The organism is beta proteobacterium MWH-UniP1 (genome assembly GCA_036362785.1).
In the GTDB taxonomy this organism is placed as follows: Bacteria; Pseudomonadota; Gammaproteobacteria; order Burkholderiales; family Burkholderiaceae_A; genus Lacustribacter.
Map to the genome: position 1 here is coordinate 1,470,966 of CP143625.1, position 14,420 is coordinate 1,485,385.

13 protein-coding genes are annotated in these 14,420 nt (G+C 52.9%); 3 read left to right on the plus strand and 10 right to left on the minus strand.

All coding sequences use genetic code 11. The annotated features are described in order from the left end of the window. Window positions 1–66 precede the first annotated feature (66 nt). From katG to AOB54_07200, 5 genes are all read right to left on the minus strand, one after another. The gene (gene katG, locus AOB54_07180) at window positions 67–2,241 is read right to left on the minus strand and encodes a catalase/peroxidase HPI (GenBank protein ID WVN41267.1); all 2,175 of its coding nucleotides are present in this window, start codon (window positions 2,239–2,241) and stop codon (window positions 67–69) included. A 270-nt stretch (window positions 2,242–2,511) separates the two neighbouring features. Continuing rightward, a complete protein-coding gene (locus tag AOB54_07185; protein ID WVN41268.1) occupies window positions 2,512–3,162 on the minus strand; it encodes a cytochrome b/b6 domain-containing protein in 651 nt (216 codons plus the stop codon). Next, window positions 3,162–4,778 (minus strand): tetrathionate reductase family octaheme c-type cytochrome, encoded by a 1,617-nt coding sequence (locus AOB54_07190; GenBank protein WVN41269.1) that lies wholly within the window; start codon window positions 4,776–4,778, stop codon window positions 3,162–3,164. The genes AOB54_07185 and AOB54_07190 overlap by 1 nt, the downstream gene beginning before the upstream one ends. Before the next feature lie 156 nt (window positions 4,779–4,934). Further along, window positions 4,935–5,375: a DUF4395 family protein gene (locus tag AOB54_07195; GenBank protein ID WVN41270.1), complete on the minus strand. Its 441-nt coding sequence runs from the start codon at window positions 5,373–5,375 to the stop codon at window positions 4,935–4,937. 25 nt (window positions 5,376–5,400) lie between these two features. Beyond that, window positions 5,401–5,706, minus strand: a complete 306-nt coding sequence (locus tag AOB54_07200) for a metalloregulator ArsR/SmtB family transcription factor (GenBank protein ID WVN41271.1) — start codon at window positions 5,704–5,706, stop codon at window positions 5,401–5,403. Window positions 5,707–5,923: 217 nt separating this feature from the next. Here AOB54_07200 and AOB54_07205 point away from each other — a divergent pair, with 217 nt between their 5' ends. The 3 genes from AOB54_07205 to AOB54_07215 all read left to right on the plus strand — a co-directional run bounded on the left by AOB54_07205 (window position 5,924) and on the right by AOB54_07215 (window position 8,686). After that, entirely contained in the window at window positions 5,924–6,880 is a 957-nt protein-coding gene (locus tag AOB54_07205) for a sodium-dependent bicarbonate transport family permease (protein WVN41272.1), read from the plus strand. A gap of 88 nt (window positions 6,881–6,968) precedes the next feature. After that, window positions 6,969–7,430 (plus strand): BLUF domain-containing protein, encoded by a 462-nt coding sequence (locus tag AOB54_07210; GenBank protein WVN41273.1) that lies wholly within the window; start codon window positions 6,969–6,971, stop codon window positions 7,428–7,430. Between the two features lie 26 nt (window positions 7,431–7,456). Continuing rightward, window positions 7,457–8,686 carry an MFS transporter gene (locus tag AOB54_07215; GenBank protein WVN41274.1) on the plus strand — a complete coding sequence of 410 codons (1,230 nt, stop codon included), beginning with the start codon at window positions 7,457–7,459 and terminating at the stop codon, window positions 8,684–8,686. On the opposite strand, the gene AOB54_07220 is transcribed toward AOB54_07215, so the two are convergent. The 5 genes from AOB54_07220 to AOB54_07240 form a co-directional block, all read right to left on the minus strand. Further along, window positions 8,683–10,059, minus strand: coding sequence for a phenylacetate--CoA ligase family protein (locus AOB54_07220; GenBank protein WVN41275.1), 1,377 nt, complete (start codon window positions 10,057–10,059; stop codon window positions 8,683–8,685). The two genes, AOB54_07215 and AOB54_07220, sit on opposite strands and share 4 nt — an antisense overlap. Before the next feature lie 10 nt (window positions 10,060–10,069). Beyond that, entirely contained in the window at window positions 10,070–10,504 is a 435-nt protein-coding gene (locus AOB54_07225) for a DUF3429 domain-containing protein (GenBank protein WVN41276.1), read from the minus strand. Between the two features lie 64 nt (window positions 10,505–10,568). After that, window positions 10,569–11,498, minus strand: coding sequence for a ZIP family metal transporter (locus tag AOB54_07230; GenBank protein WVN41277.1), 930 nt, complete (start codon window positions 11,496–11,498; stop codon window positions 10,569–10,571). 129 nt (window positions 11,499–11,627) lie between these two features. Beyond that, entirely contained in the window at window positions 11,628–13,103 is a 1,476-nt protein-coding gene (locus AOB54_07235; protein WVN41278.1) for a ferric reductase-like transmembrane domain-containing protein, read from the minus strand. Between the two features lie 52 nt (window positions 13,104–13,155). Further along, complete coding sequence (locus AOB54_07240; protein WVN41279.1) at window positions 13,156–14,361, minus strand: aminoacetone oxidase family FAD-binding enzyme; 1,206 nt, start codon at window positions 14,359–14,361, stop codon at window positions 13,156–13,158. Window positions 14,362–14,420: the final 59 nt, after the last annotated feature.

The following is a 14,420-nucleotide window of genomic DNA, read 5'->3' on the forward strand; positions in this document are numbered from 1 at the left end:
GGTGGCCACCCCAGTAAAAAGGGGGCATTGCTGCCCCCTTTTGCTCATGATCAATAAAGCGCCGAATTACTGCAAATCAAACCGATCGGCGTTCATGACTTTCACCCATGCCGCAACAAAGTCCTGAACAAACTTTTCTTTGTTGTCGTCTTGCGCGTAGACCTCGGCATAGGCCCGTAAAATCGAGTTTGACCCGAATACGAGATCGACCCGCGTTGCGGTCCACTTAACCGCACCAGACTTACGATCCCGAATTTCATATAGATTTCGACCTGCTGGTTTCCATGTATAGGCCATATCCGTCAGGTTGACGAAGAAGTCATTCGTCAGGGTCCCAACACGATCTGTAAAGACACCGTGCTTGCTTGCGCCATGATTAGTGCCGAGTACGCGCATTCCACCAACCAAGACCGTCATCTCGGCAGCGGTCAAGCGCATCAACTGCGCACGATCCAAGAGCAGCTCTTCAGCACTCACGACATAGTCTTTCTTCAACCAATTGCGAAAACCATCGGCAAGCGGCTCAAGCACATCAAAAGATTCCACATCGGTCATTTCCTGGGTGGCATCACCCCGGCCGGGCGCAAATGGAACGGTGACCGTCACACCCGCCGCCTTGGCGGCCTGCTCAATACCCACGTTGCCCGCCAGAACGATCATATCGGCAAGGCTCGCACCTGAATCAGAGGCGATTTTTCCGAGCACAGCCAACACCTTGGATAACCTTGCGGGCTCGTTGCCCTCCCAGTCTTTCTGGGGTGCAAGACGAATCCGGGCGCCATTGGCGCCACCACGCTTATCGGATCCACGGAAGGTTCTTGCGCTATCCCAAGCAGTGCTCACCATCTCAGCGATCGTCAGGCCACTTGCTGCGATCTTGGTTTTGGCTGCAGCCACGTCGTAGTCCTTGCGGCCTGCTGGTACCGGGTCCTGCCAAATTAAATCTTCTTTGGGTACATCCGGGCCGATATATCGCGCCTTTGGGCCCATATCGCGGTGGGTCAGCTTAAACCAAGCACGGGCAAAGACCTCTGAAAAATAATCTGGGTCTTTGTAAAAACGGTCCGAGATCTTTCGGTACTCAGGATCCATCTTCATAGCCATATCCGCATCAGTCATGATGGGGTTGTAGCGAATCGACGGATCTTCGACATCCACCGGTTTATCTTCTTCCTTGATGTTGATAGGCTCCCACTGCCATGCACCGGCGGGACTCTTTTTAAGCTCCCAGTCGTAGTTCAACAACAGATAGAAGTAACCGTTGTCCCACTTCGTGGGATGGGTTGTCCAGGCGCCCTCGATACCGCTGGTGACGGTATCACGGCCAACACCGCGGCTTTTGTGGTTATTCCAGCCCAAACCCTGCTCATCAATCTCAGCACCTTCGGGGGCCGGGCCAAGATTGGCAGCGCTACCATTACCGTGGGCCTTGCCTACCGTGTGGCCACCAGCCGTCAGCGCGACGGTCTCTTCATCATTCATGGCCATACGAGCAAACGTCACACGCACGTCATGGGCGGTCTTCAGCGGATCAGGCTTTCCGTCAACCCCCTCTGGGTTTACATAAATCAAACCCATCATCACAGCGGCTAAGGGGTTTTCCAAATCACGCTGACCAGAGTAACGGCTACCCGCAGACCCTGTTGGCGCGAGCCATTCTCTTTCGGAACCCCAGTAAATGTCTTTCTCGGGATGCCAAATATCTTCGCGGCCAAAAGCGAACCCGTAGGTCTTCAGGCCCATCGACTCGTACGCCATGTTGCCGGCGAGAATCATCAAATCAGCCCAGCTAAGTTTATTACCGTACTTTTTCTTAATCGGCCACAGCAGACGACGGGCCTTGTCCAAATTGGCGTTATCGGGCCAAGAGTTCAATGGCGCAAAGCGCTGATTGCCCGTCCCACCACCGCCACGCCCATCGGCAATTCGATAGGTGCCGGCCGAGTGCCAGGCCATACGAATCATCAGACCCCCATAGTGCCCCCAGTCGGCAGGCCACCAGTCCTGGCTGTCAGTCATCAGAGCCTTCAGATCTTTTTTCAGTGCGTCGACATCGAGCTTTTTAACCTCTTCACGATAGTTGAACTCTTTACCCAGGGGATTAGTTTTGGTGTCGTGCTGGTGCAGGATGTCCAGATTCAGTGACTTGGGCCACCAATCCATCTTGGCCATATTGGCCGATGTCACCCCGCCATGCATGACCGGACACTTACCGGCAGATACTGCGTTACTTTCGCTCATGCTTTTTCTCCTTAAGGTTTGATACGACTGCGCTGAAACCTACTGATGAACCCAACGAGTTGATAGACTAAATCGCTTAATTAATTTTGTTTAACGGATTTTTTCGATTTGTCTGATCGTCCCAGCAAATAAGACTACCTAAGCAGGTTGGAAGTTCAACCCACGTAGTTGGATATCCCTGTAAAAAAGCAGATAAAAAAAGCCCGGATAACCGGGCTTTTTCTCTCTGGGGATCAGGTTACAAAGACTGCTGGGAAGCCAAGAAAAAACTTATTTCTTACTCGGGGTTTGACCCGAGTCGTGAATTTCTTCCCAGCCAGTAATCATGGATTTAACGTGAGCAAACGGCGTGTGGCCCGTCGTAACCAAATACAAATGCCCAACTAGGAAGACTAACATCATAAAAGCGGCTGCGGTATGAATCGTAGCAACCGCTTCGAAACTGAGGCCGGACAAACCAATTTCATTCCACAGCGGGCGCAAGAGATACAGTATTCCGGAGACCCAGATAACCGGCGATACCACCGTGAGTAGCAACAAGTATGTCATTCGCTGAAGCGGGTTGTGCTTTCGATCTGTTGTTTTTCGATACGGATTCGGCGCATTTAGAAAAATACCATGGGAGTAATACATCATCATTGCGTCAATTTTTTTCAATGTTGGCTTGTACTGTCTCCACTCCCCGGTGGTGAAATGCCAGAAGAGCGTAAAAATCCAAAGCAGCACGAGCAATATCGCAGAAAACGAATGGAGCCGAACCGCAAGCTCATACCCAATGAAAGCGTAAGAGCCATGGATTTCAAACCCTGAAATCAACATAAAAATAATGAGAAGGGCCTGGGTCCAATGCCAGAAACGCTCATAGCGCTTGTACAGATAGACTCGCTCAACAGGCGCAGAAGTTTTAAATTGATTTGTCATTACCGCACTCCTCTGGAACTTCTATAGTGGGCTACGACTCGGCCCAGCGCGTGCAGCAACACGCCAGCTAAAGCAGCAATCGTAGCGAACCAACCAAGACGGTCTACCCAAGTGTTGCGATCACGACCCGGAACATAGATTCCAGTGAGCCCCACCAATCGACCGCCTGCACTTGTATGACACTGAACACAAGCCACACTCTTCTCTTTCGGCGCGATCATGTGAGTGATAGGCCAGACCATTTCAGTTTTAACGAAGTCATATTGACCGCTGTAGGGAAGTCCCGTTGAAGCCGCGCCAGCCTTCAGTGCCTTTGACCAATCAAAGTTAAGCCAATATGCGTTGTCTTTATCCATCGCTACGTTAGGCACTAACAGGGTGTTATGGATCTTGTCATAGGGCTGTTTGCCCTCGAATCGCTTTACTGGCCAGATGCGGGCGTCTGGGTCATCAGGGCTACCCAAAAATTTATTGATCTGTACGATCGTTTTGGGGTCGATCTTATCTTTGGTCGTGATGTAGTCCACCTTGCCGTTAAACCAGACATACTCGGGTACAACGTGGTCGCCAAAGGTAAAGGATCCTTTTTTGCTGTCATAAATCACGCGGCCCTTAGCATCTTTTTCGAGGATAGGCTTGCCATCAGCACTCAGACGGCCTGCGACTGACCAGTCCCAACTCATCTTCGTCGGCACACCACCCCGGGCATACTCAGGAATATGGCAGGCCTGACACGCAAGCTTATTGGTATGGCCATTTAATAGCTGCATGGCAAGTAAACCCTCTTTGTGGGGCTTGCTGCCATGACAAGACTGACAGCTTGCAGCATTGCGCAGGCTGTGGGTTGTACCCCGCATAATCGGGCCATGGGGATCCGATGCGGTCATCTGAATACGGCTACCCGCAATTTCATGACCATCGGATTTATGGCAAGTTGTGCAAGTGAATCCGGCGCCTTTCTGGCCCTTTGTGGCCATATGCACATCTAGATCACGGCTCGCTTTGTTTAGAGAAGAATCTAGGTCGCCATGCTTAACGCCATCGCCACCTCCACCAAAGAAGTGACAGGTACCGCAGGTACGGATACTAGTCGGGCCGACTGCCTGCGCAATCAGCGCCAAATCCAACGGCCCAACAAACTTGCCGGAGCCCACCGGAAATTCACGCTTCTCAACGGGCACTTCGCCCGCCATCCCAGGCAACTTTCGGTAGCCGCCCTGATTGTGACAAATCAGGCAATCAACGCGAGATTCAGCTTTAAAGTCAAATGTTTTGTCTCTCCATCCATAGCCAATATGGCAAGACTGACAAAAAGCCTCATTCGACTGATTACCAATACAAAAATTATTGACCATGGTTTTCTTGCCCAAGGTCTTACCATCCTGCGGGTTGGTGTACTCCCAAGTCCAATGCCGAGTATTCATCACCTGTTTGGATGCTTCGGTATGGCAGCTGAGACACGCCTTGGTAACTTCATCACCAGATTTAAAGGGGCCTTTTAACTCTTTAAATTTGCTGTGATCAGCCGTAGATTTAATTTGATCGACGACGGTCAATGCCCACCCCGGCTGGGCTATCACGAAGAGCAAACTAATAACAAGTAAAAGACGACGCATAAACAACTCCATTGGATTCAATCGACAGTCTAGTTATCGATTCATCAAGAGTGTTTGATCAAGCGCAAAGCACTAAAGAAATACGAGACATTTTTGCAAAAAAAAACGGCGCAATGTTTCCATTACGCCGCCACTGATTCAAAACACTGTCACATATTAGCCAGCATTAAATGTGTCTTTCGGTGGAAATTTTTTGTACCAAAACCCATATGCCCAGCAGGCAGCGCAGAACGAAAAGGCCCACTCCAGCGACGAGAAAATCAGCAACGCAATGGTTGGGACGACCCACATACTGATGTCCATAAAGTAAAGCACTGATGCGACAGATGCGGCGATAAACAAAATCTTGTTAGCAAACATCTTCGCGCCGGCGTTTTCTTTCTTCCCAGCGATACCCATACGGGTCATCAAAGCAGCCCATAGTCGATGGGACGGGCAGCGATAGTGGCCGAAGAAGCCACGGATCAGCCCCATCACCGCCAGCACAGGAAGCAGATAGGGGAAGCCGAGCAATGCGATTGCGCAGAAACTGGTCGTAATAAATGCCTCAAGTCGTGCCACATTGGCATGAACTGGTGGTACATCAAATCGCAACATGTTGAATACTCCCTTTAAAAATGAATTAGCGTGAACAAAATTCGGTGTAGAGCACTTGCATCATGGCCATCGCCTGGGGGCTTTTCATTTGGTAATGAATGTTTTTACCCTGACGACGTGTCTTAACAAGATTCTCTTTTCGCAAAACGGTGAGTTGCTGAGACAAGGTTGGCTGGACAATCCCAAGCACCTGCTCGAGCTCGCTCACACACTTCTCTCCCTGACTTAGCTGACACAGGATCAAGAGCCGATCCGGATTGGACAAGACCTTCAGCAGCCGACAGGCTTTGTCAGCAGAGGACTGCATTTTTTTAAGATCAAGAGTGGCCATAAAACTGTTTTCTCGTCAGCGTAAGGTCAGCTATGAAAAGGAATAACCAACAGCCTCGATATATTAAACAATATTTTATAACAATTGCAAGTGTTTGTGGCTCGTCAATGTCCTTGCAGGCCTAGATCGGGGGCATTCAGCCCCCGAAGTGAGCACTTTGCGTACAATTTCACCGTCAAGACAGCCTTGACGCGCTTGACCACCCCACGGACTGAAGATGGCCAACTTCCTAGACCCCGCAATTCTCTTTTTCATCTTCGGTGTCTTTGCCGGTCTGGTGAAATCCAACCTGGAGATTCCCCAGCCGATCGCCCGTTTCTTATCGCTTTATCTGCTGATGGCCCTGGGGCTGAAAGGCGGCTTTGCACTCGAGCAGTCGGGTTTTACCGCCGATATTGGCTTAGCCCTTGGGCTTGCCGTGGCGCTGGCTGCACTGACCCCATTGGCTGGCTACGCCCTGCTTCGCAGCCGCTTAAACCCATATGATTCCGCCGCGATTGCCGCGACCTATGGCTCGGTTAGCGCGGTCACGTTTATCACTGCCACACAGGCACTGAGCCTGTATGGGGTGCCCTATGGCGGACACATGGCTGCCGCCATGGCGCTCATGGAATCCCCGGCCATCATTCTGGCGATTCTTCTGGCCAACAAGGCCCGCGCCACCGCCACACAATCCCACCAGCCCATTCGCATGGGCAAGATCCTGCATGAATCATTCACCGACGGTGCCCAGCTCTTGCTCTTGGGGTCAATGGTTGTTGGCATGGTGAGCGGAGAGGCAGGCAAGGCATTAATGGCACCTTTTTCAATTGACCTGTTCAAGGGCATGTTGGCCTTTTTCCTGCTCGATATGGGCCTGATGGCGGCGAAGAATTTCTCGGGCTTACAGGGCAAGCCGGCGATCACGCTCATTTATGCCGTGGCTGGCCCCCTGGCCCATGCGGCAATTGCCCTACTGTGCTGCAAACTCTTGGCACTGCCACTGGGCGACTCCATTTTGCTGATGGTGTTGGCCGCAAGCGCTTCTTATATTGCCGTGCCTGCAGTGCTGCGGCATGCCCTGCCCGAGGTCAATCCCGGCCTGTATATGGGCATGTCACTGGGGATTACCTTCCCGCTGAACATCATCTTCGGCATCCCGCTCTATACCTTCGTGGCGAAGGCAGTGCTGTAAATTTCTGAGCTCACACGACGCAAGATCGTCTGTTTTTGGCGCCCTTTTCGCCCCTATGATTATCGAATTCGTTTAATCTTACGAAGTTATGGATCCATTTGACTTTATCGACGACAACGACAGCGAAGACAGCCTGTTGTACAACATCGTTTACTGTAGCCGTGCTGCACCAGGTGTGGGCAAGGCGGCCGTAGACAAGATTTTGCAAAGCGCCCACCGCAATAACCCAGCCCACAGCATTACCGGCCTGCTGGTCTTCGGTGGCGGCATATTCTTTCAATGGTTAGAAGGCCCCAAGGCGAGCGTCACCCACCTGATGGACAGAATCAGAGTGGATGGACGCCACCATGACGTTGTGGAGCTCACCAGTGGCGAAGAAGTCCGCGAACGGATGTTCCCCAACTGGGATATGGAACTTGTCAGCGTACAAGATATCCGTGATGTGCTTTCAGACGCCAAAGAAAGCGCTGATGACGAGCGCAGCCAGCAGACACTTCGACGACTGATCGAGGAACTAGACTCCGGAAAACTGGCCGATCTGGGTGCCTGACACCCCCTTGTCTCGGAGCCCTCCGATTGTCTAGCCCGGCCAACCCGTTACCGGACACGCAACGCAACAGCGTTATCCTGATTCTCACCTTTGCGGCCTTTTGTAGCCTGGTTGCAATGCGTGTCACCGACCCCCTGCTGCCTGCGGTTGCCGCTGAATTTGGCATGCAGGCAGGTAGCGCCTCAAAAGTAGTGAGCAGTTTTGCCATCGTCTACGGCATTGTGCAATTTCTTTATGGGCCGCTCGCTGAGCGATTTGGCAAGCTCTTCGTCATTGGTCTTGGCCTGGGATTGTCAACACTTGCCAATATCGGGGTGGCCCTATCCAGCAGCTTTGAAAACATTGTGATCTGGCGCGGCATTTCTGGGGGCGCAACAGCCGGCATCATTCCGCTGTCCATGGCCTGGATTGGCGAGACCGTGGACTACAAAGAGCGCCAACCAATCTTGGCCCGTTACCTGATGGGCGTCATGATTGGCACCATTGCTGCACAAGTGATTGGTGGCGTCTGCGCTGATTCCGGCTACTGGCGAATCGGCTTTTATCTGATTGCTGTGTTTTATTTAACCTGCTGGTTTTTGCTTTTTCGAAGCGGCGCATCCAGAAGCCAACATCGTCATGCGGCAGACACCTATTCCAAAGCGAAAAGCCTGGAACACTTCGCCAATGTACTGAGCAAACCATGGCCACGCGTTGTGATTGGCATAGCTGGGCTTGAGGGCATTATTTTTTACGGCGCACTGGTGTTTATTCCAACCTATCTACACCTGCACTTAAACGTATCACTCACTTCTGCGGGTTTCATCATGACGGCCTTTGCGGTGGGCGGGCTGCTCTATGCCGGCAATGCAGCCTATCTGGTCAAACGATTGGGTGAAATTGGCCTGGTCCGCACCGGAGGGGTTTTGATTGGACTGTCATTTGTTGGACTGATTTTCGCTCCCACATGGTGGCTGGCAGTGATTGCTATTTTTCTGATTGGTCTGGGCTTATATATGCTTCACAACACCCTGCAGACCCACGCCACACAAATGACACCCGAATCCCGTGGTACAGCGGTCACGCTATTTTCTTGCTCTATTTTTTTGGGGCAGTTTATCGGCGTGAGTGCGGCTGGATGGATGTTTGACAATTTCAGCATGACCTCTGTTTTTTGGGTGTCTGTGGTGTGCCTGCCCACCATCGGCTTGACGCTTGGGCAGCTGCTCAAGCGCCACCCCCACCATCAGCCGCAAGCCCCATCGACTGGCGCTTAAACGCAGACAACTCGCTTGGTCTTGCCAGATCGTTCGATGCAATGAACCGATAGGGGTTCAATGTCAATATCAATCTCAGCTGCCCCCTGGCTATCAAAGTAACTTAGCAGCACGGATCGGCACCGTGTCATTGCGCCCAGGGAGTGATCCTCGCCGCAACCGAGGTAGAGCGAGAATCGATGCTTGGCTTTTTGAATTAACTGAAAATCAAATACGCCCGCCTCTTCCTCTAAGACAGTCGTGATCGCCATTGGTGACAGTAAGAGCCGCTTGCCGTGTTTGTCATGTAGCCGAAGAACATCATCCTGACGGCCCAGCACTTCAATGGTCGGCAGGTGACTGCCACAGGCGCACGGCCCGTGAAACATACGAACGCGGTCTTGCAAATCATAACGAACCAAGGGCTGCGTTGTATTGACCAGATTGGTCAGCAACACGGTGTCGGAAAGCTCTCCTTCCGCAACCAGACGCTGGTTTCGATCAACGGGCTCCAATAACACCCAGTCGGCATTGACATGTAAACGCCCCGCCTCACACTCGCGGGCGATTGGTAAAAACTCAGAAGCACCGTAGCTTGCCCGAACCCGGCACTGAAAGACCTGTTTGATTTTCTTGCGTGCTGCCTCGGAGAGATGCTCGCCACCGGTCCAAATCTCAATTGGCCGAATTCCCAAATCATTTCGCTCAGCAAGGCAGGCGAGTTGCAAGGCAGTGCTGGGATAGGTGGCCAAAATCGTGGGGGCAAAGTCTTCTAGCTCCGCAACCAAGCTGGCAATCGGCTGAAGGATTGAAAAGGTCTGCATGGACTGGCGCAAAAAAGGCAGGCTGTTGCGCAGCCGCTCAAAAGTCACGTTACTCGCGAAGTGGCCATTTACCGCTCCGACAAAAGCCAGCCGCTGACCCACCCACAGGGGGTTACAAAGACGTTGAAACGATTCGGTTGGCGTAATACGCAGGCTCTCTAGCGCATCGTAGACCTGCATGGATGCGGCATCTTGGATAAAGATGCCCGGAATGCCGCTGCTTCCCGAACTTTCCCAGACCAAATATCGACCCAAATACGGCTGCGCAATTTTTTCTAAGTCGCCCAAATGGGCCGTGAGGGAAGCGAGCGAGACTTCGGGATCGGTCACCCAATCGGAAAAATGCGCCATCAACTCAGGCTTGGTAACCGGCGGCAAATCCGAGAAGTGCGCCCCCTGTTTTAGGTGTTTCCCAAAATGCCTTTGATAAAACCTGGAGCGCTGGACGGTAATGTCCAGCAGGGCATCACGCCTTTGGGTTTGTGTCCTTTCAATCGCATCACGACCAGCATAAGCCATCCACGCCACAGAACTAGCGTTTGGATTTAATGCCATTGGCGTGATGTTCATAGCATGGACACTAGAAAACTCCGACCAATAAACAAAGGCTCGCGACAATCGAGAGCTGCGCCCTCAGCCGGGGATACCAGCCAGGTAAGCTAATCTTATTCGCCAGATCTGCATCTTGCCAATAGGCCAGTGCAAAACCAACAATGAGCAAGGAATAACTCAGCGTGGAATTCAGGATTAAGGCCAAAAAACCAATCAAGGCGGGCACCACACTCCAGACGTAGCACTGGGTGCGCCGCGCCCGATCAATTTTAGGTGCCAGCATGGCAAACCCCCAGTGCAGGGCCCCAACAAAACTCAAAATAACCGCACCATAGGCCAAGAGCCAGGCACCCGGATTGGAGACGATGTCGCGCGACCCGGAAAGCAACAGCACCGCAAGTCCAACAAAGGGAATGAGGCCGCCATAACCGAGCAAGGCAACAGGGAAAGGGGGAGTATTCACACGAGCTCCGAAATAAAAGGGTTAATCAGCAGGCTAAATTTTTTTCGACACTTTAAAGTGCAACTTAACCCAAAGCCGTATCTAACACCATCATCACCGCAAAGCCTGCCATTAAGCCCAATGTGGCCGATGTCTGGTGACCATTACGATGCGTCTCTGGAATCACTTCGTGCGACACCACAAAAATCATGGCGCCTGCAGCAAGGCCCAAGCCCATGGGGTACGCCATTGCAAAACCACTGGCCAAGGTGGCACCCAACAAGGCGCCCACCGGCTCTAATGCGCCGCTTAACCCCGCCACCATGACTGACCGCATGGCCGAAAAGCCCGCTCCACGCAATGCCAAGGCCACGGCCAAGCCCTCTGGGATGTCTTGTAATGCAATTGCCGAGGCCATCGGGACACCAATCGACATATCGGCCTGAGAAAAGGCAACGCCAATTGCCATGCCTTCCGGAAGATTGTGGATCGCAATCGCAAACACGAATAACCAGATCCGGCTGCAACGTTCTGGGTGGGGACCACATGGGCCCGTCTTGTCGTGCTCATGTGGTGTGAAGACATCTAAGCCCAACATCAACAACACGCCGAGGGCCATGCCTACCACCACCACAGCGGCCCCTGCGAACTTCCCACCCATCAAGGATTCGCCCGCAGCCAAGCCAGGAAGAATTAAGGAAAAGGCACTGGCCGCCAACATCATGCCGGCGGCAAGCCCCAACAGACTGTCTTCGGCCCGCTGCGAAACACCACGCAACAAAAATGCGACGGACGCACCAAGGGTGGTGGTGGCAAAACCAGCGGCACCGCCCAATATGGCGTACTGAAGGCCCTGCGGCGCATCGCCAAGCATCGCCCGATAAACGCTCTGGCCCACCATCAACACAAGCGTGAGAAGACCAAGCCCAAGACCCACGGCCGCCCAACGGTGGGTGCGGGCATGATCCCGCAATGTCCAAGCCTGAACGGTAGAGATTGCTGCTGCCATGTTCATTGAGTCCTCCACTTACGATATGCGGACATTTTGAATCAATGAGAGATATCTATCCAATTGATTATTTAGTGTTTTATGATCGATTAAATCGATTTAAGATGGCCGCCCTTGTTGCGGACACATGATCGGCTAGATCATCCAAGCCAACACGGCCAAGACCAGAAGCATAACGACCGACAGCGTAAGCCACTGCAGGTTATGGCGGCGGGACACAGGGGAGGTGAGATCCAGGTCGTACTGATAACGCTCACTGCGAAGCTGCGCCATTGGTAGCCCGCCGTCAATGAGTGCCTTTTCAATACTGTCAATCATGGGGTTCGGGCCACAGACCATCACCACTAGGCCAGGATCCTTCACTGAGAGTCCAAGTTCGGTGAATAACTGAATCAGGCGGGGGCCATCACACTGCCCCACCCTGCCCGGCCAGACCGAATCCGGCTGCTCCACCATTTGCACAATCTCCAGTGCTTTCAGATCTGATGCAGAAACAAATGCATGGACATCCACCTGCAGTGCCGGCGCACCGGTGGCCTGAATCAACACGATTCGGCGGCTATCTTTTTTGTGTGCCAAATCGGACAGAATTCCAAGAAACGGCGCCAGGCCAATGCCACCCGCAACCAAGACAATCGTCTTGGCGGTGTCTGACACCTTGGTGTCTGACACCTGAAATTCAGGCACCTGAAAATCGCCATTTGGTCCATCAAGGTAGAACAACTCTCCTGATGCCACTTTAGGCAAAGCCGATGTGAAATCTCCAGCGGCTTTGATTAAAAAACGAATAGATCGCCCGTCATCACTCTGGCCTGCTACCGAAAAAGGATGGTCCCGCTGGCCCCAGGGACTGCCCCGCTTTACCCAGAAAAACTGGCCTGGCTGCGGCACCGACACGGGCGTTGAAACGGCTGAGACCAAAAGCTCCCAGGTCCGCTCTGCCCGCTGTATCACCGCATCACAGCGATACGGCTTGGCCTTTTGCGCCAATGGCCGAATGACATAAATGAATGCCACTGAAAAAACAGCGGTGGCTGTCAATGTCCACCAGAACGCCTGCACCAAAGGCAGCGACGCATACAGGCCGGCGTGTAGCGTGTGATGCAAGCCAAAACCCACCACCAGCACGCCAAGGGTTACATGCCAAAACCGCCAACGCTCGTAATTGGTGTCAGGTGCGTGGCGGCCAATGGCCAAAAACACCAAGGCCAACACCAGCACCCAGGCCAATGCCCCGGTTAATAAAGAGCCAGCCGACAGCCCGAGTGCCTTGGCTGTTGGCCCCTTGGCGGCTGCCGTTGTTCCCATGGTGGACAAAAGGCTGTAAAGAAAGGGGTGGAGTACCACGAAAAACGTAGCGGTTCTTGCAAACAACTGATGAGTCCGCATCACCACGTCGCAGCCAAATCGCTCAGACAGGTGCCGGTAGCGCCCAATCAGCACAAACTCAAGAAAAAGGATGGCCAGACCCACCATGGCCATAGCCGAGGCGAGATCATCGCGCCAGCTGCGGCCAGCCAGCCCATCTGGCAGATCCGTTCCCAGCACGATCAGCAATGGACCAAACGGTATGGCCAGATACAAAACGATCAACACCAGACGCAGCGCCAAATGCATCTCCTTAGAGAAAAACTGCAAACACCTGCTACTTCAATAACATTAATCAGGAACTATTGGCAATCGCCTGGGCAGCAGCGTAGCCACTTGCCCAGGCCCATTGGAAATTATGGCCGCCCAGGTGGCCCGTGACATCCACGCACTCGCCGATGAAATACAGACTGGGAAATTTCTTAGTCGACATGGTCTTGCTATCGAGTTCCTGAGTATCCACACCCCCCAGCATTACTTCGGCTTTTTTCCAACCCAGAGTTGCTGCAGGCTTGACCTGCCACTGCGTTAACTCATGAGCAACCCGCTGCCGCTCTTTCTTGGGCAACTCTGCCCATTTGCGCTTAGCCAACCCAAGATGCACTGTTAAGGCCAGAGCCAATCGCTCGGGCAGAATCAGGGAAAGAACAGACTCCACGGTCTTCGCACCAACAACTCGCTCATCAAATGCCAGCGACAGATTAGCGCCGTTGGTCCAATCAACGCCAATGGTTTCGCCCTCTTGCCAATAACTACTCGCCTGCAACACCGCAGGGCCGGACAGGCCCTTGTGGGTGACCAACAAATCTTCAGAAAATTCGCCCCGGCCATAGCGATGATCTGCTTGACCCGCCCAGATTCTTACCGGCAGGCTCACGCCAGACAAATCACCCCCACCAAAAAACACCTCAGAGGTAAATGAAAGTGGTACGAGCGCAGGCCGCGGCTCAATCACCGCTATTCCCATCTGTCTTGCGAAATCGAGCGCAAATCCAGTGGCTCCAATTGCGGGAACCGGTAAACCGCCAGTCGCCAACACGAGTTGGTGGGCATGCTGCAGCCCCTGTGATGTCTCCACCGCCCACTGTGCCACCGACTGCCGGATCTGCACAACCGACACCGGATGCATCAGCGCCACACCACCAAGGCGACATTCCGCGAGCAGCATCTCAATGATTTGTGTTGATGCCTCATTACAAAACAACTGGCCACGGTGTTTTTCATGAAAGCCAATCTTGTGGCGCCTGACCAAATCGATGAAGTCTTGTGGGCTGTAGCGCGACAGCGCACTTTTACAGAAGTGGGGGTTGAGTGACAAAAAGTTCTGGTGCTGACTGTCACGATTTGTAAAGTTACAGCGGCCACCGCCACTAATCCGAATTTTTTCGCCAATCGTTTTCGCGTGATCCAAGACCAAGACACGCCGGCCCATCTGGCCCAAGATACCAGCACAAAAAAGACCTGCGGCCCCAGCCCCCACCACAACGGCATCCCAGATCATGTCAGTCTTTATCCAAATTCATAGGCGCCAATGGTAACCGTAGCCATGACAGGACCCTT

What these genes read in the sequence shown, in the direction of transcription:
- AOB54_07205 (WVN41272.1), top strand. Translation starts at nt 5,924, where the DNA reads ATGGCCAACTTCCTAGACCCCGCAATTCTCTTTTTCATCTTCGGTGTC.
- AOB54_07190 (WVN41269.1), bottom strand. Translation starts at nt 4,778, where the DNA reads ATGCGTCGTCTTTTACTTGTTATTAGTTTGCTCTTCGTGATAGCCCAG.
- katG (WVN41267.1), bottom strand. Translation starts at nt 2,241, where the DNA reads ATGAGCGAAAGTAACGCAGTATCTGCCGGTAAGTGTCCGGTCATGCAT.
- AOB54_07230 (WVN41277.1), bottom strand. Translation starts at nt 11,498, where the DNA reads ATGAACATGGCAGCAGCAATCTCTACCGTTCAGGCTTGGACATTGCGG.
- AOB54_07185 (WVN41268.1), bottom strand. Translation starts at nt 3,162, where the DNA reads ATGACAAATCAATTTAAAACTTCTGCGCCTGTTGAGCGAGTCTATCTG.
- AOB54_07220 (WVN41275.1), bottom strand. Translation starts at nt 10,059, where the DNA reads ATGAACATCACGCCAATGGCATTAAATCCAAACGCTAGTTCTGTGGCG.
- AOB54_07200 (WVN41271.1), bottom strand. Translation starts at nt 5,706, where the DNA reads ATGGCCACTCTTGATCTTAAAAAAATGCAGTCCTCTGCTGACAAAGCC.
- AOB54_07195 (WVN41270.1), bottom strand. Translation starts at nt 5,375, where the DNA reads ATGTTGCGATTTGATGTACCACCAGTTCATGCCAATGTGGCACGACTT.
- AOB54_07240 (WVN41279.1), bottom strand. Translation starts at nt 14,361, where the DNA reads ATGATCTGGGATGCCGTTGTGGTGGGGGCTGGGGCCGCAGGTCTTTTT.
- AOB54_07210 (WVN41273.1), top strand. Translation starts at nt 6,969, where the DNA reads ATGGATCCATTTGACTTTATCGACGACAACGACAGCGAAGACAGCCTG.